At 66.6% G+C, this 24433-nt stretch carries 20 protein-coding genes; 14 read left to right on the forward strand and 6 right to left on the reverse strand.

The window, feature by feature from the left end:
* Positions 1-44 precede the first annotated feature (44 nt).
* Complete coding sequence (locus AC3WTC_RS14015; protein ID WP_492711685.1) at positions 45-782, forward strand: hypothetical protein; 738 nt, start codon at positions 45-47, stop codon at positions 780-782.
* A gap of 61 nt (positions 783-843) precedes the next feature.
* Here AC3WTC_RS14015 and AC3WTC_RS14020 read toward each other — a convergent pair whose 3' ends face one another.
* Positions 844-1488 (reverse strand): hypothetical protein, encoded by a 645-nt coding sequence (locus tag AC3WTC_RS14020; protein ID WP_059064965.1) that lies wholly within the window; start codon positions 1486-1488, stop codon positions 844-846.
* Positions 1489-1798: 310 nt separating this feature from the next.
* On the reverse strand, positions 1799-4225 hold the full coding sequence (locus AC3WTC_RS14025; RefSeq protein WP_140227852.1) for a penicillin-binding protein 1A: 2427 nt from the start codon (positions 4223-4225) through the stop codon (positions 1799-1801).
* Positions 4226-4442: 217 nt separating this feature from the next.
* On the opposite strand from AC3WTC_RS14025, the gene AC3WTC_RS14030 reads away from it, so the two are divergent.
* The 13 genes from AC3WTC_RS14030 to tkt all read left to right on the forward strand — a co-directional run bounded on the left by AC3WTC_RS14030 (position 4443) and on the right by tkt (position 20490).
* Positions 4443-5501, forward strand: a complete 1059-nt coding sequence (locus AC3WTC_RS14030) for a pilus assembly protein PilM (protein WP_032951624.1) — start codon at positions 4443-4445, stop codon at positions 5499-5501.
* Positions 5501-6397 carry a PilN domain-containing protein gene (locus AC3WTC_RS14035; RefSeq protein ID WP_134833024.1) on the forward strand — a complete coding sequence of 299 codons (897 nt, stop codon included), beginning with the start codon at positions 5501-5503 and terminating at the stop codon, positions 6395-6397. The genes AC3WTC_RS14030 and AC3WTC_RS14035 overlap by 1 nt, the downstream gene beginning before the upstream one ends.
* Positions 6394-7050 carry a type IV pilus inner membrane component PilO gene (locus tag AC3WTC_RS14040; protein ID WP_025874231.1) on the forward strand — a complete coding sequence of 219 codons (657 nt, stop codon included), beginning with the start codon at positions 6394-6396 and terminating at the stop codon, positions 7048-7050. The genes AC3WTC_RS14035 and AC3WTC_RS14040 overlap by 4 nt, the downstream gene beginning before the upstream one ends.
* 26 nt (positions 7051-7076) lie before the next feature.
* Positions 7077-7583 (forward strand): pilus assembly protein PilP, encoded by a 507-nt coding sequence (locus AC3WTC_RS14045; RefSeq protein WP_080150643.1) that lies wholly within the window; start codon positions 7077-7079, stop codon positions 7581-7583.
* 21 nt (positions 7584-7604) lie between these two features.
* Positions 7605-9587 carry a type IV pilus secretin PilQ gene (locus AC3WTC_RS14050; protein ID WP_059064959.1) on the forward strand — a complete coding sequence of 661 codons (1983 nt, stop codon included), beginning with the start codon at positions 7605-7607 and terminating at the stop codon, positions 9585-9587.
* A gap of 347 nt (positions 9588-9934) precedes the next feature.
* Entirely contained in the window at positions 9935-10960 is a 1026-nt protein-coding gene (locus AC3WTC_RS14055; RefSeq protein ID WP_100436853.1) for an AAA family ATPase, read from the forward strand.
* Between the two features lie 8 nt (positions 10961-10968).
* The gene (locus tag AC3WTC_RS14060; protein WP_025874235.1) at positions 10969-11898 is read left to right on the forward strand and encodes a DUF58 domain-containing protein; all 930 of its coding nucleotides are present in this window, start codon (positions 10969-10971) and stop codon (positions 11896-11898) included.
* Positions 11895-12344: a DUF4381 family protein gene (locus tag AC3WTC_RS14065; RefSeq protein ID WP_492711686.1), complete on the forward strand. Its 450-nt coding sequence runs from the start codon at positions 11895-11897 to the stop codon at positions 12342-12344. The genes AC3WTC_RS14060 and AC3WTC_RS14065 overlap by 4 nt, the downstream gene beginning before the upstream one ends.
* On the forward strand, positions 12341-13345 hold the full coding sequence (locus AC3WTC_RS14070) for a vWA domain-containing protein (RefSeq protein ID WP_492711687.1): 1005 nt from the start codon (positions 12341-12343) through the stop codon (positions 13343-13345). The genes AC3WTC_RS14065 and AC3WTC_RS14070 overlap by 4 nt, the downstream gene beginning before the upstream one ends.
* Positions 13342-15201: a tetratricopeptide repeat protein gene (locus AC3WTC_RS14075; protein WP_492711688.1), complete on the forward strand. Its 1860-nt coding sequence runs from the start codon at positions 13342-13344 to the stop codon at positions 15199-15201. The genes AC3WTC_RS14070 and AC3WTC_RS14075 overlap by 4 nt, the downstream gene beginning before the upstream one ends.
* Positions 15198-16898 (forward strand): BatD family protein, encoded by a 1701-nt coding sequence (locus AC3WTC_RS14080; protein ID WP_492711689.1) that lies wholly within the window; start codon positions 15198-15200, stop codon positions 16896-16898. The genes AC3WTC_RS14075 and AC3WTC_RS14080 overlap by 4 nt, the downstream gene beginning before the upstream one ends.
* Before the next feature lie 57 nt (positions 16899-16955).
* A complete protein-coding gene (locus tag AC3WTC_RS14085; protein WP_025874240.1) occupies positions 16956-18290 on the forward strand; it encodes a dicarboxylate/amino acid:cation symporter in 1335 nt (444 codons plus the stop codon).
* A gap of 202 nt (positions 18291-18492) precedes the next feature.
* On the forward strand, positions 18493-20490 hold the full coding sequence (tkt, locus tag AC3WTC_RS14090) for a transketolase (RefSeq protein WP_032977193.1): 1998 nt from the start codon (positions 18493-18495) through the stop codon (positions 20488-20490).
* A 111-nt stretch (positions 20491-20601) separates the two neighbouring features.
* Here the strand turns inward: tkt and ybiA are convergent, their stop codons facing one another.
* From ybiA to AC3WTC_RS14110, 4 genes are all read right to left on the reverse strand, one after another.
* Entirely contained in the window at positions 20602-21150 is a 549-nt protein-coding gene (gene ybiA, locus AC3WTC_RS14095) for a riboflavin biosynthesis intermediates N-glycosidase (protein WP_492711690.1), read from the reverse strand.
* A gap of 99 nt (positions 21151-21249) precedes the next feature.
* Positions 21250-21660 carry a hypothetical protein gene (locus tag AC3WTC_RS14100; protein ID WP_202968391.1) on the reverse strand — a complete coding sequence of 137 codons (411 nt, stop codon included), beginning with the start codon at positions 21658-21660 and terminating at the stop codon, positions 21250-21252.
* A 161-nt stretch (positions 21661-21821) separates the two neighbouring features.
* Positions 21822-23774, reverse strand: coding sequence for an acetyl-CoA hydrolase/transferase C-terminal domain-containing protein (locus tag AC3WTC_RS14105; protein ID WP_100436847.1), 1953 nt, complete (start codon positions 23772-23774; stop codon positions 21822-21824).
* 32 nt (positions 23775-23806) lie between these two features.
* Positions 23807-24364: a flavin reductase family protein gene (locus AC3WTC_RS14110; RefSeq protein ID WP_492711691.1), complete on the reverse strand. Its 558-nt coding sequence runs from the start codon at positions 24362-24364 to the stop codon at positions 23807-23809.
* Positions 24365-24433 lie beyond the last annotated feature (69 nt).

Below are 24433 nucleotides of genomic sequence, written 5' to 3' on the forward strand. Positions count from 1 at the left end.
GTAACGAGCCCCGCCGCGCCGGGGCCATTGCAGAGGAGGTCGCAATGTATCGCTTCATGAGCCGCTTCATGACCTATCGGCGCTACTACCTGTGGCGCGCCCGCATCCGCTACTTCACCCACGACATGGATACGTGGACGCTGGCCTGCCTGGTGCTGATGGTCTGCATGGGGTTGATGGTGTGGGGGTTCTGGCGCGTGGTGAACGTGCCGCAGCCGCGCATCCATCCGGAGGCCGCAGCCGTGCGGGTGGAAGTGCTGACCGACGAAGCGATCCATCGTATCGTGCTGGTGCGCCACGGCGGCACCACGCCGGGTGATCCCTTCTACAGTGCTGCGGAGATCCGCGGCAGCACCCAGCGCACGTTGCGGGTCCGGCAGACGCTGCAGGACCCGGTGGCGATGAAGCTGCAGGCGGACATGTACGCCGACATCGCCGACTACATCAACGCTACCGGTGCCTGCATGCCCTTTCCCTGCGGCCGCGTGAGTTTCCGCATCGAACAGCTGCAGCGGTCGGGGCATGAGAGTGCGGTACGCAACAAGGCGCTTGCCGAGATCCTGCAAGTGCCGTGGTACCTGGTGCCGAACCTTGATGGCGAACGCACGCGCGTGCGCAGTGGTTGGGCGGATGACTTCCAGGATGTGTATGCGCATGCCTGGAACCTGCATGACCTGCAGAAGATGCATGCGCGCATGATGGCCGAGTATCCGTACCGTGCGGCGGTGCCGTGGCTGGCACGATTGGCAACCCCTGCCCAGGAACAGCTGATCTTCCAGTAGCGCTGGGCCATGCTCGGCTGCTCTTGGCGCAGAGCCGGGCACAGGCCCGGCTCTGCCATGATCAACCGCCGATGTAGGCGGTGATTTCCATCTCGGCCAGCAGCTGCCGCAACTGCGTGGCCGAGGCCCGCCGCATGGGTTTCTCGTCCACCGGCGACAGCGGGGCCTGGCGCAACGCATCGTAGGGCAGGACGGCCAGGTCGAAGGTCAGGTCTTCGGCACTGAACACCCACACCGGTACATCCAGGTTGCGCTCACGGTCCATCCGCAGGCGCCGCGTACGCGATTCGGCGGGGATGCGATGTTCGTCCAGGAAGCGATGCACGGCCTCCGGGTCGTCACTGTGCAGGTGCAACTGCACGGGGCTGTTGGCATCGGCGGTGCCGTCCAGCACCGGTCCGGCCAGGCGCGGCGAAAACCCGTGCAGGAACTCCAGCGCCCGCAACGCGGACTCGCGCCGCCGCTGTAGTTCGCTGCCGTGCTGCGGGCCGGAGAACAGCCGTTGGTACTCGCGCAGCGCCTGTTCGATCTCGACATTGCGGGGCAGGGAAGCATCATCGTGGATGCCAAGGCGGCTGGCGGCCTTGAGTTTGGCCTGGTGGAAGTCGCGGATTCCGCCTTCGGCCATCAGCCGGGCGGCTTCGTGGGCGAGGCGATGACGCCGTTCGCGGGTCTGGCTGACAGCATGCTGGTGAGCGCGGTGCATGCGATGACTCCCTGTTGCGACCTGGCCACAGACTAGCGCAGGCGTGTGACATCTGCGTGGGCGAAGGCAACGGCGCCGCTCCGCTCGCCGGCCATGGCCCGGCGCTACCGGAAGAGGGTGCCCGACGGGTGCGGCATGGTAGCGCCGGGCCATGCCCGGCGAATGCATCGGCGCCAACCAAGGTTGGCATCTAGCGGGGTAGCGCCGGGCCATGCCCGGCGGATGCATCGGCGCCAACCAAGGTTGGCGACTACCAGGGCAGCGTCGGGCCATGGTGCCAACCAACGGTTGGTACCCACCCAGCCTGCCTTCAGAAGATATCGAACGCGGCCGCGTCAGCCTGCGGGGTGCTCTGCAGGTTGAGGTCGTAGTCGGTCAGGCGGTCCATGTCTTCCACCTTCACCCACTCCACCGCACCGTTGAGGGTGGCCTGGACCATGCCGCTCGGCGGTTCGTTCTGTGCGATCGGGGTGTCCTTCAGCGCAGTGCGCATGTAGTCGATCCAGATCGGCAGCGCGGCCTTGCCACCGTATTCGCGGTAGCCCAGCGAGCGGAAGTCGTCGCGGCCCACCCACACGGTGGTCACGTACGGGCCGCCGAAGCCGGAGAACCAGGCGTCACGGTGATCATTGGTGGAGCCGGTCTTGCCGCCCACGTCTTCGCGGCCGAGTACCTTGGCCTGCGCGCCGGTGCCGCGCTGGACCACGTCGCGCATCATCGACACCAGCTGGTAGGCGGTACGGGCGTCGATCGCACGCGGCGCGGTACGCGCGTCCGGGTTGGCGGGTGCGGCCGGCGTTTCGGTCTTGGTTTCCGGCTTGGTGGCGGCGGTGGCATCGACCTTGGGTGCCGGGGCGCCGAAGTTGAAGCCGTCCACGACCTGGTTCACCGGCTGGTCGCTGCTGCCGGCGCAGTCGCGGCAGGCCATCGCCGGGTTTTCCTTGAACACCAGGTTGCCATCGCGGTCGTTGACCTGGTCGATCAGCCAGGTGTCCACGCGCGAGCCGCCGTTGGCGAACACGGCATAGCCGCGGGCCACCGACAGCGGGGTCAGCGAGGCGGTACCCAGCGACATCGACAGGTTCGGCGGCAGCTCGGATTCGGCAAAGCCGAACTGGCTGATGTACTTGCGCGCGTAGTCCACGCCCATGCCATCAAGCAGGCGTACCGAGACCAGGTTGCGTGACTGCACCAGCGCTTCACGCAGGCGCATCGGGCCGCGGAAGCCGCCGCCGTCGTTCTGCGGCGCCCAGGTCTTGCCGCGGCGGTCGCGGAACACGACCGGGGCGTCGAGCACGATCGAGGCCGGGTTGTAACCCTTGTCGAAGGCGGCCGCATAGACGAACGGCTTGAAGCTCGAACCGGGCTGGCGACGGGCCTGGGTGGCACGGTTGAACTTGTTGCCGGAGAAGCTGAAGCCGCCGACCAGCGCCTTCAGGGCGCCGCTGTGGGCGTCCAGCGAAACCAGGGCGGACTGGCCGCGCGGGAGCTGGTCGAGCAGCCATTCGCCCTCCTTGGCACCAGCGCGCACGCGCACGATGTCGCCGCGCTGCACCAGCTTGGCCGGGCTCTTGTTGGCCCACTTGGCGGCGCCGGCCGGCAGCACGATCTCGCTGCGGTTGGCCAGCACCACGCTGGCGCTGCCGTCGGCGCCGGTGCTGGCGACGATCGCCGGCAGCAGGCCGGCCTGGCCGAACATGCCGCGCAGGTGCTCGGCCAGGGCCGCGGCATCATCGCCGGCGCCCAACTGCACCTGCTTCTCCACGCCGTGCCAGCCGTGGCGATGGTCGTACAGCAGCAGCCCGTCGCGCACCGACAGGTTGGCGGCGGTCTGCAGGGTCGAATCGATGGTGGTGGTGACGTGGTAGCCCTTGTTGACCACGTCGCCGCCAAAGCGGGCGATCATTTCCTGGCGCACCAGCTCGGCCACGTACGGGGCATCGACCTGCACCGGCGGCTCGTGGGCGGTTGCGTGCATCGGCACGGCCTTGGCCGCATCGGCCTCGGCCTGGCTGACGAACTTCAGGTCGGCCATGCGCTGCAGCACATAGTTGTCACGACGCTGGCGGGCGCGCTCCGGGTTGGAGATCGGGTTGCCCGAGGACGGGAACTTGGGGATGCCGGCCAGCGAGGCCATCTCGTCCAGGTCCAGTTCGCCCAGCTTCTTGCCGTAGTAGAACTCGGCGGCGGCGGCCACGCCGTAGGCGCGGTTGCCGAAGAAACTCTTGTTCAGGTACAGCTCGAAGATCTCGTCCTTGCTCAGCTCGGACTCGATCTTGCGCGCCAGCAGGATCTCGGCCAGCTTGCGGGTATAGCTGTACTCGGAGCTGAGGAAGAACTGGCGGGCCACCTGCTGGGTGATGGTGGAGCCACCGGGCACGCGCTTGTCGTTGGTGGTGGCCAGCAGCCACACCGCGCGACCGATGCCCTTGTAGTCCACGCCGCCGTGCTCGTAGAAACGGGCATCCTCGGTGGCCAGGAACGCCTGCTTCAGCTTCTCCGGCACGTCCTTCATGGTGATGGGGGTACGCCGGGTCTCACCGAATACCGCCATCAGCTTGCCGTCGGCAGCGTAGACGTACATCGGCTCCTGCATTTCCACGTCGCGCAGGGTCTGCACGTCGGGAAGCTTGGAAGAAACGGCGTAGTACAGGCCGCCAACGGCGGCCGCTCCGACCAGCGCCAGGACCAGGACAACAAGAAAGATCCAGCGCAGCCAGCGGCGGAGACGGGTCATCGGTGTCAGATTCCGATTGCGAATTTCGTGGTCGCAGAGTATAGATTACGCAAGGTGGCGGCTGGGGCCGGCACTGGGGAGTGCAAGGGGACGCCAGGGGCTGCGTGTTCATCCTGTGAGGGATGTCACAGCAGGGCGGTTGCCATTTGCTAAGAATACGTTATTAATGCGCGGACGCAGCTCTTGCGTCCAAGTGCCCGTCGGCAGGGGAGAAACCGTGGGGCTCATCCCAAAAAGTCAGTCGCCGCTCATTGGCGTCGACATCAGTTCGACTGCGGTAAAGCTGTTGCAGCTTTCCCGCAGCGGCAACCGTTTCCGTGTGGAACATTATGCCGTGGAACCGCTGCCGCCGAATGCGGTGGTGGAGAAGAACATCGTTGAAGTGGAGGCCGTGGGAGAGGCCATCCGCCGGGCGATGAACCGTTCCGGCAGCAAGGCCAAGCTGGCCGCTGCGGCCGTGGCCGGTTCGGCGGTGATCACCAAGGTGATCCCGATGCCGGCCGACCTGGACGAGAACGACATGGAAGCCCAGATCGAGCTGGAAGCGGTCAACTACATTCCGTATCCGATCGAGGAAGTGAACCTGGACTTCGAGGTGATCGGGGCGATCCCGAACAACCCGGAAATGGTCCAGGTGCTGCTGGCGGCCTCGCGTTCGGAAAACGTCGAACTGCGCCAGTCCGCGCTGGAACTGGGCGGACTGCAGGCCAAGGTGATGGACGTGGAGGCCTTCGCGGTCGAGAACGCCTTCGCCCTGGTGGCCAGCGAGCTGCCGGTGTCGGCCGAGGGCGTGGTTGCGCTGGTCGATATCGGCGCCACCATGACCACCCTCAACGTGCTGCGTGGTGGCCGTAGCCTGTACAGCCGCGAACAGGTGTTCGGCGGCAAGCAGCTGACCGACGAGATCATGCGCCGCTATGGCCTGAGCTACGAGGAAGCCGGTCTGGCCAAGCGCCAGGGCGGGCTGCCGGAAAGCTACGAGATGGAAGTGCTGGAGCCGTTCAAGGAAGCCACGGTCCAGCAGATCAGCCGCCTGCTGCAGTTCTTCTACGCCGGCAGCGAGTTCAACCGCGTCGATCACATCGTGCTGGCTGGCGGCTGTGCTGCCCTTGCAGGCCTGCCGGAGATGGTTGAGGAACAGCTGGGCGTGCCGACCGTGGTCGCCAACCCGCTGGCACAGATGACCCTGGGGCCGAAGGTGCAGGCGCACGCGCTGGCCCAGGATGCCCCCGCGCTGATGATCGCGACCGGTCTGGCGCTGAGGAGCTTTGACTGATGGCACGCATCAATCTATTGCCCTGGCGCGCCGAACGGCGCAAGCAACGCCAGCGCGAGTTCGGCATCATGCTGGGCATGGCCGCCCTGGGTGGCCTGCTGCTGTCGCTGTTGATCTGGTTCTACTACGACATGCAGGTCAGCGGGCAGAATGACCGCAATGCCTATCTGCAGACCGAGATCGACAAGGTCAAGGAACAGAACAAGGAAATCGACCGCCTCGACGAGCAGAAGAATCGACTGCTGGCCCGCAAGGCCGTGATCGAGCAGCTGCAGGCCAAGCGTTCGCAGATGGTCCACCTGTTCGATGCGCTGGTCCGCACCATTCCCGATGGCGTGGTGCTCACCGCTCTGCAGCAGGAAGGCGACGTGCTGACCCTGGAGGGCCGCACCCAGTCCAACGCCCGTGTCTCGGCATACATGCGCAACCTCGAAGTTTCCGGCTGGATGACCAATCCGGAGCTGGCGATCATCGAGGCGCGTGAGCCTGACAAGGACAAGGACGGGCGCGCGACCGGCCCGGTGGCTGACATCAAGGCATTGCCGTACGTGTTCAAGGTCAAGGTCAAGCTGCCTGCGCAGAGCGAGGAAGCAGGCGCCACGCCGGGCCTGAACCCGGATGGCAGTGTGGCCGGCACCACGCCGGCGGCACCGACGGTCGCACCGCTCAGCGCCGGGCCGGACGCCGCCGCACCGGCTGCTGCCGCACCGGCGCCGGGATCGACTCCGGCACCGGCAGCCACGCCTGCAACTGCTCCGGCACAGGCCCCAGCACCGGCGGCAACGCCTGCGCCGACCACGCCTGCACCAGCCGCACCCGCACCCAAGCCTGAGGGCAGCCGCCTGGCGCAGCCTCCGCAGGCCTTCCACGCCCCGATGCAGGGGGATCGCGCATGAGCAAGAAAGTCGACATCAAGAACCTGGACTTCAACGACATCGGCAACTGGCCGAGGAACGCGAAGATCGTGTTCTGCTCGCTGATCGCTCTGGTGATCATGTTCGTGCTCTGGATGCTGCTGATCAGCGGCAAGCGCGAGGAGCTGGCGGGCCTGGAATCGCGGGAAACCGAGCTGCGTGCCGAGTTCACCAAGGAACAGGAACGCGCGGTCAACCTGGAGCCGTTGAAGCAGCAGCTGGCACAGATGGAGCAGGTGCTGCAGCAGATGCTGCGGCAGCTGCCCAGCAAGACCGAAATGCCGGACCTGATCATCGACATCTCGCAGACCGCGCTGTCCAGCGGCCTGGCCAACGAGCTGTTCGAGCCCGAACAGGAGCAGATCAAGGAGTTCTACGCCGAGAAGCCGATCAAGCTGCGGATGGTGGGCAGTTACCACCAGTTCGGTGCCTTCGTCAGCGGCGTGGCCTCGTTGCCGCGGGTGGTGATCCTGACCATGCACGACATCAACCTCAAGCCGAAGGACAAGACCGGCGGCAACATCCGCGCCGGTGCGCTGGAACTGTCGGGCACGGTCAAGACCTACCGTTACCTGGATGAGGCCGAGGTCGCCGAACAGCAGAAGGCTGAAGCGGGCAAGGAGGAAAAGAAGTGATCGGTTCCTTCATTGCGCGTGGTGGTATGGCGTTGACCGTGCTGCTGCTGGCCGCCTGTGGCCGCGGCGTGACCAGCACGCCGGGCGATGCACCCAATCTGGAAAAGTGGGTCGAGAGCGAGCGTGCGCGACCGGCGCAGCCGCTGGAACCGCTGCCGGTGATGCAGCAGTTCGAGACCTTTGAATACTCCGCGCAGGGCATGCGCGATCCGTTTACCGATGCCTGGACCAACCCGCAGCAGGGGAATGGGGGACTGCGGCCAGATCCGAACCGGCGCAAGGAGCCGATGGAAGGCTTCCCGCTGGACGCGCTGGACATGGTCGGCACCATCGGAACAGGCGCCGGCACCGTGGCGCTGGTGATGGGGCCGGACAAGGTGACCTATCGGGTGCGTCCCGGTGGTTACCTGGGGCAGAGCGACGGGCGGGTCACCGCGGTCTTTGAAGACCGCGTGGAGCTGATCGAACTGGTGCCGGATGGCGCGGGTGGCTGGCTGGAACGTCCAGCAACGCTCGCGCTGGAAGATCAATGATCGTTTACTGGGGATAGCACGATGACCTTTCACCAAGCCAAGGGGCTGCGTCCCATCCGGCGCTCTACCTTGAACCGCATCAGCGCGCTGGGAGTCGCGTTGATGCTGGCCTGCGCTCCGGCGCTGGCCGCCGCACCGTCGGAAAAGCCGACCGGCACGGCGCTGGCCGCCACGCCGGCGGCTGCACCGGCAGGCCTGTCGGTCGCACGCATCGATTTCAAGCGTGGCGATGACGGCGCTGGCCGCCTGATCCTGCAGTTCGACGGCCAGGGCGCCATGCCCGACCTGCGCAGCCAGGGCAACAGCGTGGTTGTCGATGTCGGCAACGCACGCCTGCCGGCCAACCTGCAGAAGCCGATGAACGTCACCGACTTCGCCACCCCGGTGCAGCGCATCGACGCCAAGCCGTCCGGGGCCGGCACCCAGTTGGTGCTGAGCACGGGCGGTCCGGTCGAGTCGCTGGCCTACCAGAGTGGCAACGAGTATGTGGTCGAGATCAGCCCACGGCAGGCCCAGGCCGCCGTTGGCGCAGTCACTGCCGGCAGCGTGACCCAGGCCGCCAAGGGCGTGCCGCAGCGCGGCTACGCCGGCAAGCCGGTGACCTTCAACTTCCAGGACGTGCCGGTGCGCACCGTGCTGCAGTTGATTGCCGAAGAGTCGAATCTGAACGTGGTGGCCTCCGACTCGGTGCAGGGCAATGTGACCCTGCGTCTGGTCAACGTGCCGTGGGACCAGGCGCTGGATATCGTGCTGCGTGCCAAGGGCCTGGACAAGCGTCGTGACGGCAGCGTGGTGTGGGTTGCGCCGCAGTCCGAGCTGGCCAAGTTCGAGCAGGAGAAGGAAGACGCGCGCATCGCGATCGAGAACCGCGAAGACCTGGTGACCGACTACGTCCAGATCAACTACCACAGCGCCACGCAGATCTTCAAAGCGCTGACCGAAGCCAAGGGAATCGGCGGTGGTGGTGGTGGTGGTGGTGGTGGCGGCGGTGGCGGTGGTGGCAGTTCGCAGGAAGAAAGTGGCTTCCTCTCGGGACGCGGTCGCATCGTCGCCGACGAGCGCACCAACACGCTGATGATCAGCGACATTCCGAAGAAGATCGCGCGCATGCGCGAGTTGATCAGTGTCATCGACCGCCCGGTCGACCAGGTATTGATCGAAGCACGCATCGTCATCGCCACCGACACGTTCGCGCGCGAACTGGGTGCCAAGTTCGGCATCAGTGGCAGCCGTGACAACGTGTACTTCAGCGGCGACCTTGAGGCCAATCGGAAGACCCGCGAATCGCAGGTGGACACCGCCAGCACCAACGCCAAGGCTGAGCGCGATTGGATCGCCGGTGGCCGCGTGGGCCCGCCGCCGGTGTCGGTCGGTTCGGCCATCACCCGCGGCCTGAACTGGAACCTGCCGGTGGCAACGGCCAGCAATCCTGGTTCGCTGGCGCTGTCGATCCTCAATGCCGGCTATCTGCTTGACGTGGAATTGTCCGCCATGCAGGAAGAGTCGCGTGGTGAAGTGATTTCCAACCCGCGGGTGGTGACCACCAATCAGCGCGAAGCGCTGATCAAACAGGGCAAGGAAATCGGCTATGTCACCATCAGTGGCGGCGGCGCTGGCGGTGTAGCCACCCCGAACGTCCAGTTCAAGGAAGTGGTGCTGGAACTGAAGGTCACCCCGACCATCACCAACGACAACCGCGTGTTCCTCAACATGGCGGTGAAGAAGGACGAGGTCGATCAGCTGATCCAGCTGCAGGGCTACGGTACCGTGCCGTCCATCAACCGTCGCGAGGTCAATACCGCCGTGCTGGTGGAAGATGGCCAGACCGTGGTGATCGGTGGCGTGTATGAATTCACCGACCGCAACAGTGTCAGCAAGGTGCCGTTCCTGGGCGATGTGCCGTTCCTGGGCAATCTGTTCAAGAAGCGTGGTCGCAACAAGGACAAGGCCGAACTGCTGGTGTTCGTGACCCCGAAGGTCCTGCGCGTGGCCCGCCAGAACTGAGGCATCACATCTGTTGTATCCGACCGGGGCCGCCACGTGCGGCCCCGCGTCGTTTGCGCGGGAGGCCCGACGATGGATTCACCGCAGGCCTGCTAGATCCACGCCACGCCTCGCCAGTAGAGCCACGCCACGCCTCCCCAGTAGAGCCACGCCACGCCTCTCCAGTAGATCCACGCCACGCCTCTCCAGTAGATCCACGCCATGCGTGGATAAGGCATGGGTGGATCACGTCATGCCCAATAGATCCGCCCTGCGTGGAGGCTGTTCAGCCGTTCTTGATGCCAGCAGCCGGACGGCCTGCGATGATGTGGGGAACCCGAGCCATCCCGCGCCGGTCAAAGGCCCCCATGAACCTGCCTCCGCCGATGCCCGAATCCATTTCTCCGCCGCCTGCCCCCACCACCTCGCGCCTGCATGCGGCTTTCAGCGATCTGCGCGATGCACTGTCGGCCGAGATCGTCGGCCAGGCGGCGCTGGTCGAACGCCTGCTCATTGCCTTGCTGGCCGATGGCCACCTGCTGGTGGAAGGTGCCCCGGGCCTGGCCAAGACCACGGCCATCCGGGCCTTGGCGGCGCGGCTGGAAGCAGACTTCGCACGTGTGCAGTTCACCCCGGACCTGCTGCCTTCGGACCTGACCGGTACCGAGATCTGGCGCCCGCAGGAAGGCCGTTTCGAATTCGTGCCGGGGCCGATCTTCCACCCGATCCTGCTGGCCGATGAAATCAACCGTGCGCCGGCGAAAGTGCAGTCCGCGCTGCTGGAAGCGATGGGCGAGCGTCAGGTCACCGTCGGTCGCCACACCTATGCGCTGCCGTCGCTGTTCCTGGTGATGGCCACGCAGAATCCGATCGAGCAGGAAGGCACCTTCCCGCTGCCGGAAGCGCAGCTGGATCGTTTCCTGATGCACGTACGCATTGGTTATCCGGACCAGGCGGCCGAGTCGGAGATCCTGCGGCTGGCCCGCGAGCGCGCCCGCGGCGCGCTTGGCGAGGCCGCAGCGACGCCGGAAAAACTGCCGATGCAGGATGTCTTCGATGCGCGCCGCGAGGTGCTGGAACTGCACATGGCCCCTGCGCTTGAGCGCTATCTGATCGAGCTGGTGCTGGCCTCGCGCGACCCCTCGCGCTACGACGCCTCGTTGGCGCGCCGCATCGCGTGGGGCGCCAGCCCGCGTGGCTCCATCGCACTGGAGCGCTGCGCACGGGCGCGTGCGTGGTTGGCCGGGCGTGATTTCGTTACTCCCGACGACGTGCGTGCCGTGGCCGCCGATGTGCTGCGCCACCGGGTTCTGCCCAGCTATGAAGCCATCGCCGAAGGCTGGGATGGTGAGCGCCTGGTGCAGGAGCTGCTGGCCCGGGTACCGGCGCCCTGAGCGCGCGCATGACCGGCACGACCAACGGACCTGCTCCGGTTACCAGCGAAGGCGATGGCCTGCGACCGCAACTGGCCGAGCTGGTGGCATTGCGCCGCCTGGCACAGCGTCCGCCGCCGCCTCGTCGTGGGCGCGCGGGCAGCGCCGGGCAAGCACCTTCGCCGCTGCGCGGACGCGGCATGGAATACGCAGAATCGCGCGAATACGTGGCGGGCGACGACGCGCGCCACATCGACTGGCGCGTCACCGCGCGCACCGGGCGCACGCACACCAAATTGTTCCAGGCAGAACGCGAACGGGTCACCCTGATCGTTGCCGATACTTCACCTGCGCTGTACTTCGGTACCCGCGTGCGCTTCAAGTCGGTGCAGGCAGCACGCGCTGGCGCGGTTGCGGCATGGTCCGCACAGCGCCGCGGCGACCGCATCGGTGCATTGCGCGGTAGTGATCGCGAGGCGCCGATCGCGCCGGCCGGCGGTGCCCGCGGCGTACTGCGCGTACTCGATGCACTCACGCGCTGGTACGCGCAGCCACCTGCCGATGACCTTGGCCTGGAACGCGCGCTGGACCATGCCGGTCGGGTGCTGCGCCCCGGCGCCCGGATGCTGGTACTGGCCGATCCGCAGCAGGCGATCCGGATTCCGCCGGCGCGCTGGAGCGCGTTGGCCCAGCACCATGACCTGAGTCTGCTGCTGTTGGTCGATCCGCTTGAGTTGCAGCCGCCAACGGCGCCCCTGCAGTTTCTCGCCGCGCAGCAGCGCATCGGCCTGGACCTGCGCCGCAGCGATGTGCAGGCGCACTGGCAGGCGCATTTCGTTGAACCGCTGCAGCAGCTGCGCAGCCAGCTTGCCGCGCGTCGCGTCGATGTGCAGGTACTGTCCACCGATGCGGCCAGCGACGCCTGGCTGGCACCGGCACCGACGGAGGTGCCGGCATGAGTGCCTCCCTGCCACTGCGCGACGTGCAGTTGCCGCCCTCGCCAGCGTGGTGGCCCCCCGCACCTGGCTGGCTGATGCTGATCGCATTGGTTCTGCTGTTGCTGGCCATCGTTGCTGCGGTGGCATGGCGTCGTCATCGCCGCCGCCAGCAGTGGATGCGCGTGTTCGATCAGGAGGTTGCGGCAGTGAACGGCGCGCCGTCGGAACTTGCGGCCATCGCCAGCCTGCTGCGGCGTGCGGCGCGTCAGGCGCGACCGGGTAGCGAGGCACTACGCGATGACGCGTGGTGGCAGTACGTCGACCCCAAGGACACCCTGCCGCCTGCGCAGCGCAACCTGCTGGCCGAGGGGGCCTATCGTCCACACGTGGATGCCGCTGCCGTGGCCGACGTGCGCGCGTGGGCGCGGGCGCGCTACCTGGCGTTGCTGCAGGAGCGCCGCCGATGAGCGCGCTTGCAGCTTACTGGCCATGGCCGGATCTGCAGCTGGCCTGGCCGCTGGCACTGCTGGCACTGCCGTTGCCGATCCTGATGTTGGCGTGGAAGCGGCGGGCCGATCCGGGCGCTGCGTTGCGCGTGCCCTACGCCGCTGCCGAACTGGAAGCACTGGCTGGCGGCGGTCGTGTCGGCGTTTCCTGGCTGCGCAGCGGCTTGCTGTGGCTGGGCTGGCTGGCGCTGTGCGTGGCGATGGCGCGTCCGCAGCAGCTGGGTGAGGCGATTACCCCGCCGCAGGAAGGCCGGCAGATGATGCTGGCAATGGACGTGTCCGGCAGCATGAGCGAGCCGGACATGGTGCTCGGTGCGCAGGCGGTGGAGCGCTTGACCGCAGCCAAGGCGGTGCTGGCCGATTTCCTGGACCGTCGTGCCGGCGATCGCGTCGGCCTGCTGGTGTTCGGTGATCGTGCCTACACACTCACACCGTTGACTGCGGATCTGTCCAGCGTGCGCGATCAACTGCGCGACAGCGTGGTTGGCCTTGCCGGGCGCGAGACGGCCATTGGTGACGCCATCGCGCTGGCGGTCAAACGCCTGCGCAACCAGCCCGAAGGGCAGCGTGTACTGATCCTGCTGACCGACGGCGTCAGCAACGCCGGTGTGCTGGAACCCCTGCGCGCAGCCGAGCTGGCACGTGCAGAAGGGGTGCGCGTGCACACCGTGGCGTTTGGCAGCGACGGGAGCGCGCGGTTCTTCGGCATTCCCGTGGCCGCCGACCGCGACCCGGTGGATGAGGCAACGCTGCGCAGGATCGCCGAGATGACCGGCGGCCGCTTCTTCCGTGCGCGTGACACCGACCAGCTGGCCGGCATCTATGCCGAACTGGACAGGCTGGAGCCAATCGCAGCGAAGGGACCGACACTGCGTCCGCGCAACGAGCGCTATGAATGGCCACTGGCCGTCGCCTTGCTGCTGGGCGCATTGGCGTGGGCCTGGCCGGGACGTCGCCGATGAACGCCACTTTCCTGAAGATGCCCGACTGGAGCGCGTTCGATTGGAGTGCATTGCATTTCCTGCGGCCGGACGGCTTGTGGCTGCTGGCGGCACTGCCGTTGATCGTCGCCGTGGCCATCTACCGGCAACGGCGCAGCGACGCGTGGCGGCAGGCGGTCGACGCCCATCTGCTGTCGCAGCTCCTGGCGGGCGAGGGCAAGCGACGCACGCGCCTGCCATGGGCATTGCTGTTGGGCTGGACCCTGGCGGCACTGGCGATGGCTGGCCCCAGCTGGAGGCAGCAGGCGCAGCCGATCTATCAGGCCAGTGCGCCGTTGGTGGTGGTGCTGGATCTCTCCAGCCGCATCACCGCGACCGACCTGCCACCCTCGCGCCTGCTGCAGGCGCGGGCAAAGATCGGTGCGCTGCTGCGCGCCCGTCAAGGCGGCCAGGTGGGTCTGGTGGTGTATGCCGAAGATGCCTATACCGTGGCGCCGTTGACCGACGACGCTGCCAACGTGGCGCTGTACCTGGACGCGCTGTCGCCGGAGGTGATGCCGCGTGATGGACAGCGCGCCGACCGTGGCATCGACTGGGCGGTCAGGTTGCTGCGGCAGACCGGTGCCCTGCGCGGCCAGATCCTCCTGGTCAGCGACCAGGTTGACAGCGAAGCGGCGCTTGCCGCAACGCAGGCGCGTGGCCTCGGCCTGCAGGTGTCGGTGCTGGGCCTGGGCACGCCGTCCGGCGCCGCTTATCGCGATGGTCAAGGCCAGATCGCACAGGCCGCGCTGGATGAAACCAGCCTGCGCGCCGTCGCCACCGCAGGCGGTGGGCGTTACCAGCGCATCGCCAGCGATGATCGCGACCTGAAGGCATTGGACGTACTTGATGCCAGCGATGGCGGTGCGCTGCAGCGGCCCGGGCAGGCCCGGCAGTGGCAGGACGAAGGCTATTGGTTGTTGCCGCCGGTGATGCTGCTGGCACTGCTGGCGTTCCGTCGCCGCGCGGTGCTGGCGGCGGTGCTGGCCGTGGGTCTTCTGCCCTTGAGCGGACAGTTGCAGGCACAGCCGCGCGCGCCCATGGCTGCGCCGACAGCGGGCACGATGTGGGAACGTGCCGACCAGCGTGAGCATGCACGCCTGGCCGAGGGTGTGCAGGCGTACCGTCAAGGTGATTTCGCCACTGCCCGCAAGCAGTTCGAAGGGATCGACAGCGATGCGGGCTGGTACAACCTCGGCAATGTGCTTGCCCGCCAGGGCGACTACGACGGTGCCATTGCCGCCTACGACAAGGCCTTGGCGCGCCACCCGCAGATGGCCGACGCCGTCGCCAACCGTGCGGTGGTCGACGCCGCGCGCAAGCGCAAATCGTCGTCGAACAACAGCCAGGGGCAGGGCAAGGGGCAGCAGAAGCCGCAGCAGGGACAGCAGCAGAACCAGCAGGGCCAGCAAGGCCAACAAGGTCAGCAGAATCAGCAGCAGGGCCAGCAAGGCCAGCAAGGTCAGCAGAATCAGCAGCAGGGCCAGCAAGGCCAACAAGGCCGGCAGGAACCGCAGGGCCAGAAGGGCCAGCAGAACCCGGCGTCTGCAGGTGCCGGCCAGCAGGGGGCGAAGCAGGAGCCGCCGCAGGCAGCCGACGCGCAGGCCCAGGCGCAGGCCGATGCCCAGCAGCGCCAGCGCATGCAGCAGGCCCTGCAGCAGGCGCGCGCCGGCGAAGCCGGCAAGGCAGCAGTGCGCGGCGATGGCGGCACACCGCAACAGCGTGAGGAACAGCAGGCCGTAGAGGCGTGGATGCGGCGCGTGCCGGATGATCCGGGGGCACTGCTGCGGGCCAAGTTCCAGTTGGAAAACGAACGTAGAAAGAGGGAAGGGCGATGACAGGCATGGCGAGCAGGCAAATCCGGTGGCCCTTGCCTGTGCTGGCGATGCTGCTGCTGTGGCTGCCGATGTTGGCCATGGCGCAGACGCGCGCCTGGCTGGAGCAGGACAGCATCGCCGCCGGTGATGCGGTCACCCTGCACATCGAGACCGACCAGGGCGCGCCAGACTATGCACCGTTGAATGCCGATTTCGTGCTCAGTGCGCAGAGCAGCAACCGCCAGGTGCAGTGGAGCAATGGCGGTGTGCAGCAGCGCAACCTCTATACGGTTGCGTTGACGCCGCGCCGCACCGGTACGCTGCAGGTGCCTTCATTACAGGTAGGCGCAGCACGCACGGTGCCCTTGGTGCTGCAGGTAAGTGATGCGGTGGTGGCCACCCCGCAGAGCAATGCCACCGCCTTCATCGAAACCGAGGTGGATGACCCGACGCCCTACGTGCAGCAGAGCGTGGGCGTGGTGGTCAGGCTGTACTTCGCCTCGCAGCTGGCGTCGGGCGAACTGGTGCTCGACACACCCAGTGGCGCTTCGCTGCAGCGGGTGGGGGAGGATCGCAGCGACGTGCGCCAGGTCAACGGCCGTCGCTACAACGTGGTCGAACGTCGCTTCCTGCTGATCCCCGAGCGCAGCGGGGCGTTGCGCCTGCCGGGCGCGCGCTTCACCGGCCGCAGTGCAGGTGGCTTCTTCGATGACTTCTTCGGGAGCGGTGGCGATGGCCGCATGAATGCCGTCGGTGCCGAACGCACGTTGCAGGTGCAGGCGCAACCGGCGCAGGCCGTGCAGCCGTGGCTGCCCCTGCACAGCCTGCAATTGCGCTACACCGCTGCACCCAGCAGTGCGCGCACGGGCGAAGCGGCCACCGTGATGGTCGAAGCGATCGCCAACGGCGCTACCCGGGCCCAGTTCACCGATCTGCCCGTGCCCGACCTCGGCGACGCCGCACAGGTGTTCGCCGAACCTGCCCAGTACGAGGAGACCTTCAACGGCAGCACGCCACGCCTGAAGATCAGCCGTCGCTACTCGATCGTGCCGCGGCAGGCTGGATCCCTGCGCGTGCCGGGGCCGCGCGTGGCCTGGTGGAACGTGGACAGTGGCAGTGCCCAGCAGGCCAGCCTGCCGGATCTGGAACTGGCCGTGGCCGCAGGCCGGGCCGGCGCGCCGGTGGCACAACCGATCGATACCGATGCCGCGTTGCCGGGAGACGCCGCACCCGCCGCTGTATCCTCTCTTGCACCCACCGCAGCAGGTCCCCGGCCGTGGCCGTGGATGGCTGCCGCCGCAGGCTTGGCGCTGCTATGGCTGTTGACCCTGGCATGGGGATGGCGACGTGGCCGCCGTGCCGTCGCCCACACCCGTCCGGTTCCCCGGCCAGGAGCCAGTGCCCCTGCAACGTCCTCGCGTGGCAGCGTGGCCGAGCTGCGCCGGGCGATCGATGGCGAGGGCTTTGACCAGGTAGAGGCGCTGCTGTGTTCGATGGCCGGCGTGGAACGCCTGGAACAGGTGATCGAGCGCCTGGCCGATCCGGCCCAGCGGCAGACCCTGCAGGCGTTGCAGCAGGCGCGCTGGGGTGGGATGGGGGATGTCAGCGCGCTGCGGGCCCGCCTGCGCGAAAGCTTCCGTGACGGACCGCACTGGTCGGCTGCCACCGGCGCCGTCGACACTGGGCTGCCGCCGCTGTATCCGCCGCGGCAACCCTGAACCGGCGCGGCTTGCGCGCTTTGTTAGAGTAGATTCATTTTTCGAGGAATCCCGCGCATGACAGCAGCTGCTGCCGACAAGAAGAAGTTGCCCCTGCATTGGAAGATGGGCATCGGCTTTGCGATCGGCCTGGTCCTGGGACTGATCGTGCATGCCCTGGGCGGCAGCATCGAAGGCCTGCAGACCGGTGCCAAGTGGGTAATGGACTACGTCACCACCCCGGCGTCGGGCCTGTTCCTCAACCTGATCTTCATGCTGATCGTGCCGCTGATCTTCTCGGCGCTGATCATGGGCGTGTCGGAGATGGGCGACATCCGCGCCCTGGGCCGCATCGGCTGGAAGACGCTGGCCTACACCGTGCTGCTGTCCGGCATCGCGGTGGGTATCGGCCTGGTGCTGGTCAACCTGCTCAAGCCCGGTGCGGGCGTCGACCCGCAGGTGGCCGCGCTGATGCTGTCGGAGAACGCCGAGCGCAGCAAGGAAATCGTTGCTGGCATCCATGGCACGCCGAAGGGCATGGACATGCTGCTGTCGATCGTGCCGAGCAACGTGCTGCAGGCCGCCTCCGACAATGGCGCGATCCTGTCGCTGATGTTCTTCGCGCTGATGTTCGGCATCGGCATGGTGCTGACCGACGAGGCCAAGGTCGCCCCGCTGCGTCGCGCCATCGAAGGCGTGTTTGAGATCTCGATGACCCTGATCAACCTGGTCATCCGCTTGGCGCCGTATGCAGTGGCCTGCTTCATGTTCAACCTGGCCGCGCTGTTCGGTTTCGATCTGATCATCCGCCTGGGTGCGTATGTGGGCGTGGTGGTGCTGGCGTTGGGCCTGCACATGGTGGTGACCTACGGCACTGCGGTCTGGCTGTCGGGCCGTTCACCGCTGGCGTTCTTCCGCCAGACCCAGGAGGCCACGGTGATGGCCTTCTCCACCGCCTCCAGCAACGCCACCCTGCCGACCGCGCTGCGCGTGGCCGACCAGATGGGCCTGCCGCAGCGCGTGTCGCGCTTCGTGCTGACCGTGGGCGCCACCGCCAACCAGAACGGCACCGCACTGTTCGAGGGCGTGACGGTGATCTTCCTGGCCCAGTTCTTCGGTGTCGACCTGAGCATCGGCCAGCAGGTCATGGTGATGGCGGTCTGCATCCTTGGTGGTATCGGTACGGCCGGTGTGCCGTCCGGCTCGCTGCCGGTGGTGGCGATGATCTGTGCGATGGTCGGCGTCAATCCGCTGGGCATCGGCCTGATCCTGGGCGTGAACCACTTCCTGGACATGTGCCGCACCGCGCTGAACGTGACCGGCGACCTGGCCCTGACCACGCTGGTGGCCAAGGGCGAAGCGCCGGACACTCCGGCCGAGGCCGCTGCCGCCGCGGCCCGTCTGGACAACTGACCCAGGCAATGCCTGATCGGGGTCGGATCCCTTTCCGCAGGAAGGGGCTCCGACCCCTCTTCATATGCGGAATCCAGCGCAGATCACGACGTTGCCGGCCAACGGCCGGCACTAATGCCCTGGTCGACCTGACCCTGCCGGGCGTCTGTGGGACAATAGGCCGCCCGCAGTTCCGCGGCCGCCTCCCGATTCCGACAGAACCATGACGCAGCCTACCCGTCGCCAGTTGGCCAACGCCATCCGCTTCCTCGCCGCCGATGCGGTTGAAACCGCAAAGTCCGGCCATCCCGGCATGCCCATGGGCATGGCCGACATCGCCGAAGTCCTCTGGAACGACTACCACCGTCACAACCCGAACAACCCGCAGTGGTTCAACCGCGACCGCTTCGTGCTGTCCAACGGCCACGGCTCGATGCTGCAGTACGCGCTGTTGCACCTGAGCGGGTATGACCTGCCGATCGAGCAGCTGAAGGCATTCCGCCAGCTGGGCAGCCACACCGCTGGCCATCCGGAGCGTCACGAGACCCCGGGCGTGGAGACCACCACCGGTCCGCTGGGCCAGGGTTTCGCCAACGCCGTCGGTTTTGCCTTGGCCGAGAAGCTGCTGGCACAGCGCTTCAACCGCCCGGAGCTGGAAATCGTCGACCACCGCACCTGGGTGTTCATGGGCGATGGCTGCCTGATGGAGGGCATTTCCCACGAAGCCGCCTCGCTGGCCGGCACCTGGGGCCTGCACAAGCTGGTCTGCTTCTGGGATGACAACCACATCTCCATCGACGGCAACACCGAAGGCTGGTTCACCGACAACACCCCGGAGCGTTTCGAGGCCTATGGCTGGAACGTGGTCCGTGGCGTCGATGGCCACGATCCGGAGAGCATCAAGGCCGGTATCGAAGCGGCCCTGTCGCAGGACGGCAAGCCGACCCTGATCTGCTGCCGCACCACCATTGGTTTCGGCTCGCCGAACAAGTCCGGCAAGGAATCCAGCCACGGCGCACCGCTGGGCAAGGACGAACTGGAAGCCACCCGCAAGGCGCTGGACTGGAACTACGGCCCGTTCGAGATTCCGGAAGAGATCTACGCCGGCTGGCGTGCCGGCGGTACCGGCACCCTGCGCCAGGCCGAGTGGGAGCAGCAGTTCGACAAGTACGCTGCGCAGTACCCGGCCGAAGCCGCTGAACTGACCCGCCGCTCGCATGGCGATCTGCCGGCCGACTTCATCGCCAAGGCCGACGCCTACATCGCCCAGGTTGCCGCCGAAGGCCAGACCATTGCGTCGCGCAAGGCGTCGCAGCTGGCCATCGAGGCGTTCGCGCCGCTGCTGCCGGAAATCGTGGGCGGTTCGGCTGACCTGGCGCACTCGAACCTGACCCTGTGGAAGGGCAGCAAGTCCGTCGCCACCGACGATGCCAATGCCAACTACGTGTACTACGGTGTGCGCGAGTTCGGCATGACCGCGATCGCCAATGGCCTGGCCCTGCACGGTGGTTTCATCCCGTTCGACGCCACCTTCCTGGTGTTCAGCGATTACGCCCGCAATGCCGTGCGCATGAGCGCGCTGATCCCGGCCCACGCCATCCACGTCTACACCCACGACTCGATCGGCCTGGGCGAAGACGGCCCGACCCACCAGCCGGTGGAGCATCTGGCCTCGCTGCGCTACATCCCGAACAATGACGTGTGGCGCCCGTGCGATGCCGTCGAGTCGGCCGTGAGCTGGAAGGCTGCGATCACCCGCCAGGACGGCCCGAGCTGCCTGGTGTTCAGCCGCCAGAACCTGCCGCACCAGCCGCGCGACGCTGAGCAGATCGCACAGATCGAGCGCGGTGGTTACGTGCTGGCCGATGCTGCCGGCACTCCGGACGTGATCCTGATCGCCACCGGTTCGGAAGTCTCGCTGGCGACCGAAGCGAAGGCGCAGCTGGATGCGGCCGGCCTGAAGACCCGCGTGGTCTCGATGCCGTCCACCGATGTGTTCCTGCGCCAGGATGCGGCCTACCGCGAATCGGTGCTGCCGAACGCCGTGCGCAAGCGAGTGGCCATCGAAGCTGGCGTCACCGGCTTCTGGCGCCAGTTCGTCGGCCTGGATGGTGCAGTGATCGGTATCGACACCTTCGGTGCCTCGGCCCCGGCCGATAAGCTGTACCAGCACTTCGGCATCACCACCGCGCATGTGGTGGAAGCAGCCAAGGCGCTGTAAGTCCCGCTGCAATGGAAATAGGGAAAAGGCCGGCGAAAGCCGGCCTTTTCCTTGCCGGTCGATCCGTTTCGCCCGCCGTGCCCGTAGATCCACGCCACGCGTGGATGCGCGTTACATCGTGTCCCGCACTTCCATCAGCGCAAACCCCAGCAGATTCAATCCGCGCCACCGCGCCGGGTTGTGCGCATCGGCGTGATCCTTGGCCAGGCCGATTCCCCAGATAAAATCCACCGGACTGGCTTCCACCAGAACCTGGTCTGCCGTGGCGCGCAGAAAATCACCCAGCGCCGCATTCTGCGAGAACTTGGCCCGATTGCCTTCGACCACCAGGGCGTAGCGCGCCTGCGCCCAGAGAGCCTCGTCGAAGCCGTCGATCTTCCGGCCCAGCGCTTTCACCTTGTCAGGCGTGCGGCTGGCGAGAACCTGTTCGAGGATGTCGGTGGCACCAAACAGTCGCGCTTTGCCGGCCATCATGAAGTGCTCGGCAGTGGGGTAGTGCACGCCTTCGATGTTGAAACCTGCGTCGTACCACTGGCTGAAACACGACGCCGCCACGCCCATGCGCGGCGGCTGGTGGCCCCAGAAGCACAGATAACGCAGGTGCTCGCCATCGGCTTGGCGGCGTTGCAGGTCATGCAGGAAACGGGAATCGTCGTTCATCCGCACAGCGTAGCGCATGAACACGCTGACGCCTTGGCGTGCACGTGCCCGAGGCTGTCCAGGGAGGTGTTCCAGGTCAGTGCTACGGTGTTCCTTGGATCAGCCTTGGCTGCCGATGGATTCCTTGATGAGCCGTTGATGCTCACTCAAGGCCTGGTTGAAGTCGGCAAGTGCAAATGTCACTGGTTTGCTATCTGGATACCAGCACGTGGAGGCGCCGACTTCCAGGCCCCCGGTTTCACTGCGACCGAACCGCTGCCAGCGCACGACATCGCCCTCGATCACCTGCTCGGTCATCAGCGTAGAACAGGCGAAATCCATGTCGTCACTACACACCAGCAGCGGCACCAGGGTGGAGGTTCCATTCGCGGCAGGGATGATGCGCCGATTGGCCAGCGCATCCTCATCCTCGTCGATCAACCACATCAGTGAAAGACCATGCACTTCGAGGTCGGGATGGTCCAGATGCTGGGCCAGCCACAGCTCGATCGGCACATCGTTGATGGCCAACCATGCACAACTGCTGCTCGAGAAGCACGCTCTGTGGTGGATGGCTGTAATGCGGTGGCGCATGAGACGTAATCGGGAAAATGATCGAGCGATCGTGATACAGGAATGGCGAGCCAATGCCAAGCCAGCCCGCCAGCCCAGTCCTGCAATCGGCGATGCAGCTACGCGGTGCGCGCCAGGGCCAGCCTCAACAACCGTGCATTGAGCCGTTCGCCGAAGTCCTTGGGCGACTGCAGTTCCATCCGCTGCAGATACACCGCGTCACCATCACCTGCAGGCTGCCACAGCGCGTCCCACACGGTACGCAGCTTGCTGCCGCGCGTCTGTGTATTGGCCTTCAGCCAGCCCAGTGCCTTCACCAGTACCTGTTCGATCTCGGTGAAGTCGCTGCCCAACGGGTAATCGGGCAGGGTGCCATCGTTGCGGAACGGCGCCAGCGCCGCCGCCAGCGCCTGGGGTGTATTGCGCTGCAGCCGCTGCGCATCAGGTTGCGCCGTGGCGGCCAGCTTGCGTGCCGAAAAGGCCTGCTGCAGCAGGGCGCCCTGGAACGGTGCTTCGGTGATGGCCGCCATCGCGTGCACACAGTCGTCGTCGGTCAGGCCACGCACGTCGGCGATACCGTACTCGTTGAGATAGATGTCACGCAGGTGGCGCGGAATGGTTGTGTGCCCGTAGTTCCAGCGCACGTTGGATTCGCGCTGGCCGCGGTCATCACGGGCAGCGCGGAACATCAGCACACTGCGCGCTTCCGGCAGGGCGTGCCCCATCGCCACGAAGTTGTACTGGCCGCCCACGCCGGAGACCACACGGCCATCCTCCAGCGCGTCGGATACCGCCGCGCCCAGCGCGGTGGCCATCATGCAGGAATTGAAGAAGCGGGCGTGACGGCGCTGCAGGCGCTCCAGCGTTTCGTTGCCACCGTACAGTTGGTTGATCTCGCTGATGCGGCGCATGCCGATCGCCCGGCATTCGTCCTCGGGCAGGGTGCGCAGCCATTCGTAGAATTCGGATGAGCCCAGGTAGAACGCGCCGTGCAGGTATTCGCCCTCGGCCTCCAACGTGGCATGGTCGATGGACAGCGTGCTGCCGTTCTCGATGCGCTGCATCAGTGCCAGATCGTCATGCACCTTGCGCTTGATCACACCGGTCTGCACCAGCCGGCGGAAGCCCTCGTTGAGCATTTCGCTGCAGCCGTACAGGCCGATCTCGAACGGGTCCAGTCCGCCGATCTCCTGTACCAGCGGATGGCTGGCCAGTTGCGGATCCAGCGCGTTCAACACGCGGCGGTAGCGTGCGTTGTCGGTGTGGCGCAGTACCAATGCGTGGCTGAGTGCATCGGCCAGGGTGCCGATGCCGATCTGCAGGGTGCCACCGTCGCGCACCAGGGTGCTGGCATACAGGCCGATGGCGTAGTCGGCGTCGGCCACCGGTTGCCGTGGCAGGCCGAACAACGCCGGATACGGCGCTGGCGGGGTGATGACCAGATCGAAGAAGGACACGTCGACCGTGGCCGTGCCGCCCAGATAGGGCAGCTGCGGATCGATCTCGGCGACCAGCAGCGGGCGTGGCAGGCCGCGTGCGGTCATCGCGTCCAGCGTGTCCTGGGTGATGTCGTTGTTGCAGGACAGCGAAAGGCGTCGGTCGTCCGGGCGCATCGCCACTTTCTGCACGATCACCTGCGGCGCGCGCTGCGCTACCGCGTCGGCAGCGTGGGTGTAGTTGAGGCTGGTGTAGCTGGATTGCGCCTGTCGCGAACCGAGCAGGGCACCGGACTGCATGTAGAACTCTTCCACCTGCACGTGTGCCGGCAGCGCGTCGCGGGCGATTGCATCGGCGTAGGCCAGGCGCGGGAAGTCTTCACCGAAATGGCGGGCCGCGAACGGCGCCAGGAAACGCGCTTCCAGGCCGTTGCCCTTTGCCTGCGGCGGGTTCAGTGACAGCGCGGTATACAGCTGCAGCGGCCGCGACGGGTCCTGTTCGACGCGCGCATACAGGGCGTTGAGCAGGCGGTGTGGTTTACCCAGCGCCAGCGGCGCACCGATCCGCAGCGGCCCATCCACGCGCGCAAACAGCCAGTCAACGGCGGCGTCGAGGTCGGTGAGGTGTTCGGTCATCCGGGGCGGTCCTGCTTGGGGGAGTGCTGGCATTACAGCATGTCGGGCTTGAACCGCCGTCGACGCGAGACTTCGGCACCGGACACCATGAACTGCCCATCGCCCCGGTAATGCACCGTGCGCGGCAGCTTTGGGCGAGGCGCAACATGGGCGCGCACGATTTCCCAGATGAACAGGTTGCTCGATTCGACCTGGCTGTCGTCATGCAGGCGGCACTCGAAGCTGGAATGGCACTGGCCCACCAGCGGTGCCCCCACCTCCCGCGCTGGCATCGCATCCAGGCCGAACCGTTCGAACTTGTCCACGTCACGGCCGCTGCAGTTGCCGATATCGACCACCGTGTCCAGCAGCTCCAGGCCCGGGATGTTGATCACGCATTCGCCGCTGCTGCGGGCCAGGCTGAAGCTATGGTTCTCGTTCCACAGGTAGGTGGCCACCAGCGAGGGCGAGAAGCCCATCACCATGTGCCAGCCCATCGTCATCAGGTTGCGCTGGCCTTGCCAGGCGGTGCTGACCAGCACGATCGGACCGGGTTCGAGGAAGCGCCGGGCCTGCTCGACCGGGAAGTCACGTTTGCGCAAGGGCTTCATGCCGGTACCTGCGGTGGAGGCCCCCCATGCTGGCGCAGGCGTGATGAATTACCGGTCGAGGGGTTGACA

Source organism: Stenotrophomonas sp. FW305-C-20-S1 (assembly GCF_058783335.1).

Bases quoted from the DNA above. Each gene is read 5' to 3' on its own strand.
- AC3WTC_RS14065 (WP_492711686.1), top strand. From the start codon at position 11,895: ATGAGTGCCTCCCTGCCACTGCGCGACGTGCAGTTGCCGCCCTCGCCA.
- AC3WTC_RS14070 (WP_492711687.1), top strand. From the start codon at position 12,341: ATGAGCGCGCTTGCAGCTTACTGGCCATGGCCGGATCTGCAGCTGGCC.
- AC3WTC_RS14055 (WP_100436853.1), top strand. From the start codon at position 9,935: ATGAACCTGCCTCCGCCGATGCCCGAATCCATTTCTCCGCCGCCTGCC.
- AC3WTC_RS14025 (WP_140227852.1), bottom strand. From the start codon at position 4,225: ATGACCCGTCTCCGCCGCTGGCTGCGCTGGATCTTTCTTGTTGTCCTG.
- AC3WTC_RS14060 (WP_025874235.1), top strand. From the start codon at position 10,969: ATGACCGGCACGACCAACGGACCTGCTCCGGTTACCAGCGAAGGCGAT.
- AC3WTC_RS14110 (WP_492711691.1), bottom strand. From the start codon at position 24,364: ATGAAGCCCTTGCGCAAACGTGACTTCCCGGTCGAGCAGGCCCGGCGC.
- AC3WTC_RS14035 (WP_134833024.1), top strand. From the start codon at position 5,501: ATGGCACGCATCAATCTATTGCCCTGGCGCGCCGAACGGCGCAAGCAA.
- AC3WTC_RS14045 (WP_080150643.1), top strand. From the start codon at position 7,077: ATGGCGTTGACCGTGCTGCTGCTGGCCGCCTGTGGCCGCGGCGTGACC.
- AC3WTC_RS14085 (WP_025874240.1), top strand. From the start codon at position 16,956: ATGACAGCAGCTGCTGCCGACAAGAAGAAGTTGCCCCTGCATTGGAAG.
- AC3WTC_RS14080 (WP_492711689.1), top strand. From the start codon at position 15,198: ATGACAGGCATGGCGAGCAGGCAAATCCGGTGGCCCTTGCCTGTGCTG.
- ybiA (WP_492711690.1), bottom strand. From the start codon at position 21,150: ATGAACGACGATTCCCGTTTCCTGCATGACCTGCAACGCCGCCAAGCC.
- AC3WTC_RS14020 (WP_059064965.1), bottom strand. From the start codon at position 1,488: ATGCACCGCGCTCACCAGCATGCTGTCAGCCAGACCCGCGAACGGCGT.
- AC3WTC_RS14015 (WP_492711685.1), top strand. From the start codon at position 45: ATGTATCGCTTCATGAGCCGCTTCATGACCTATCGGCGCTACTACCTG.
- AC3WTC_RS14040 (WP_025874231.1), top strand. From the start codon at position 6,394: ATGAGCAAGAAAGTCGACATCAAGAACCTGGACTTCAACGACATCGGC.
- AC3WTC_RS14075 (WP_492711688.1), top strand. From the start codon at position 13,342: ATGAACGCCACTTTCCTGAAGATGCCCGACTGGAGCGCGTTCGATTGG.
- tkt (WP_032977193.1), top strand. From the start codon at position 18,493: ATGACGCAGCCTACCCGTCGCCAGTTGGCCAACGCCATCCGCTTCCTC.
- AC3WTC_RS14105 (WP_100436847.1), bottom strand. From the start codon at position 23,774: ATGACCGAACACCTCACCGACCTCGACGCCGCCGTTGACTGGCTGTTT.
- AC3WTC_RS14050 (WP_059064959.1), top strand. From the start codon at position 7,605: ATGACCTTTCACCAAGCCAAGGGGCTGCGTCCCATCCGGCGCTCTACC.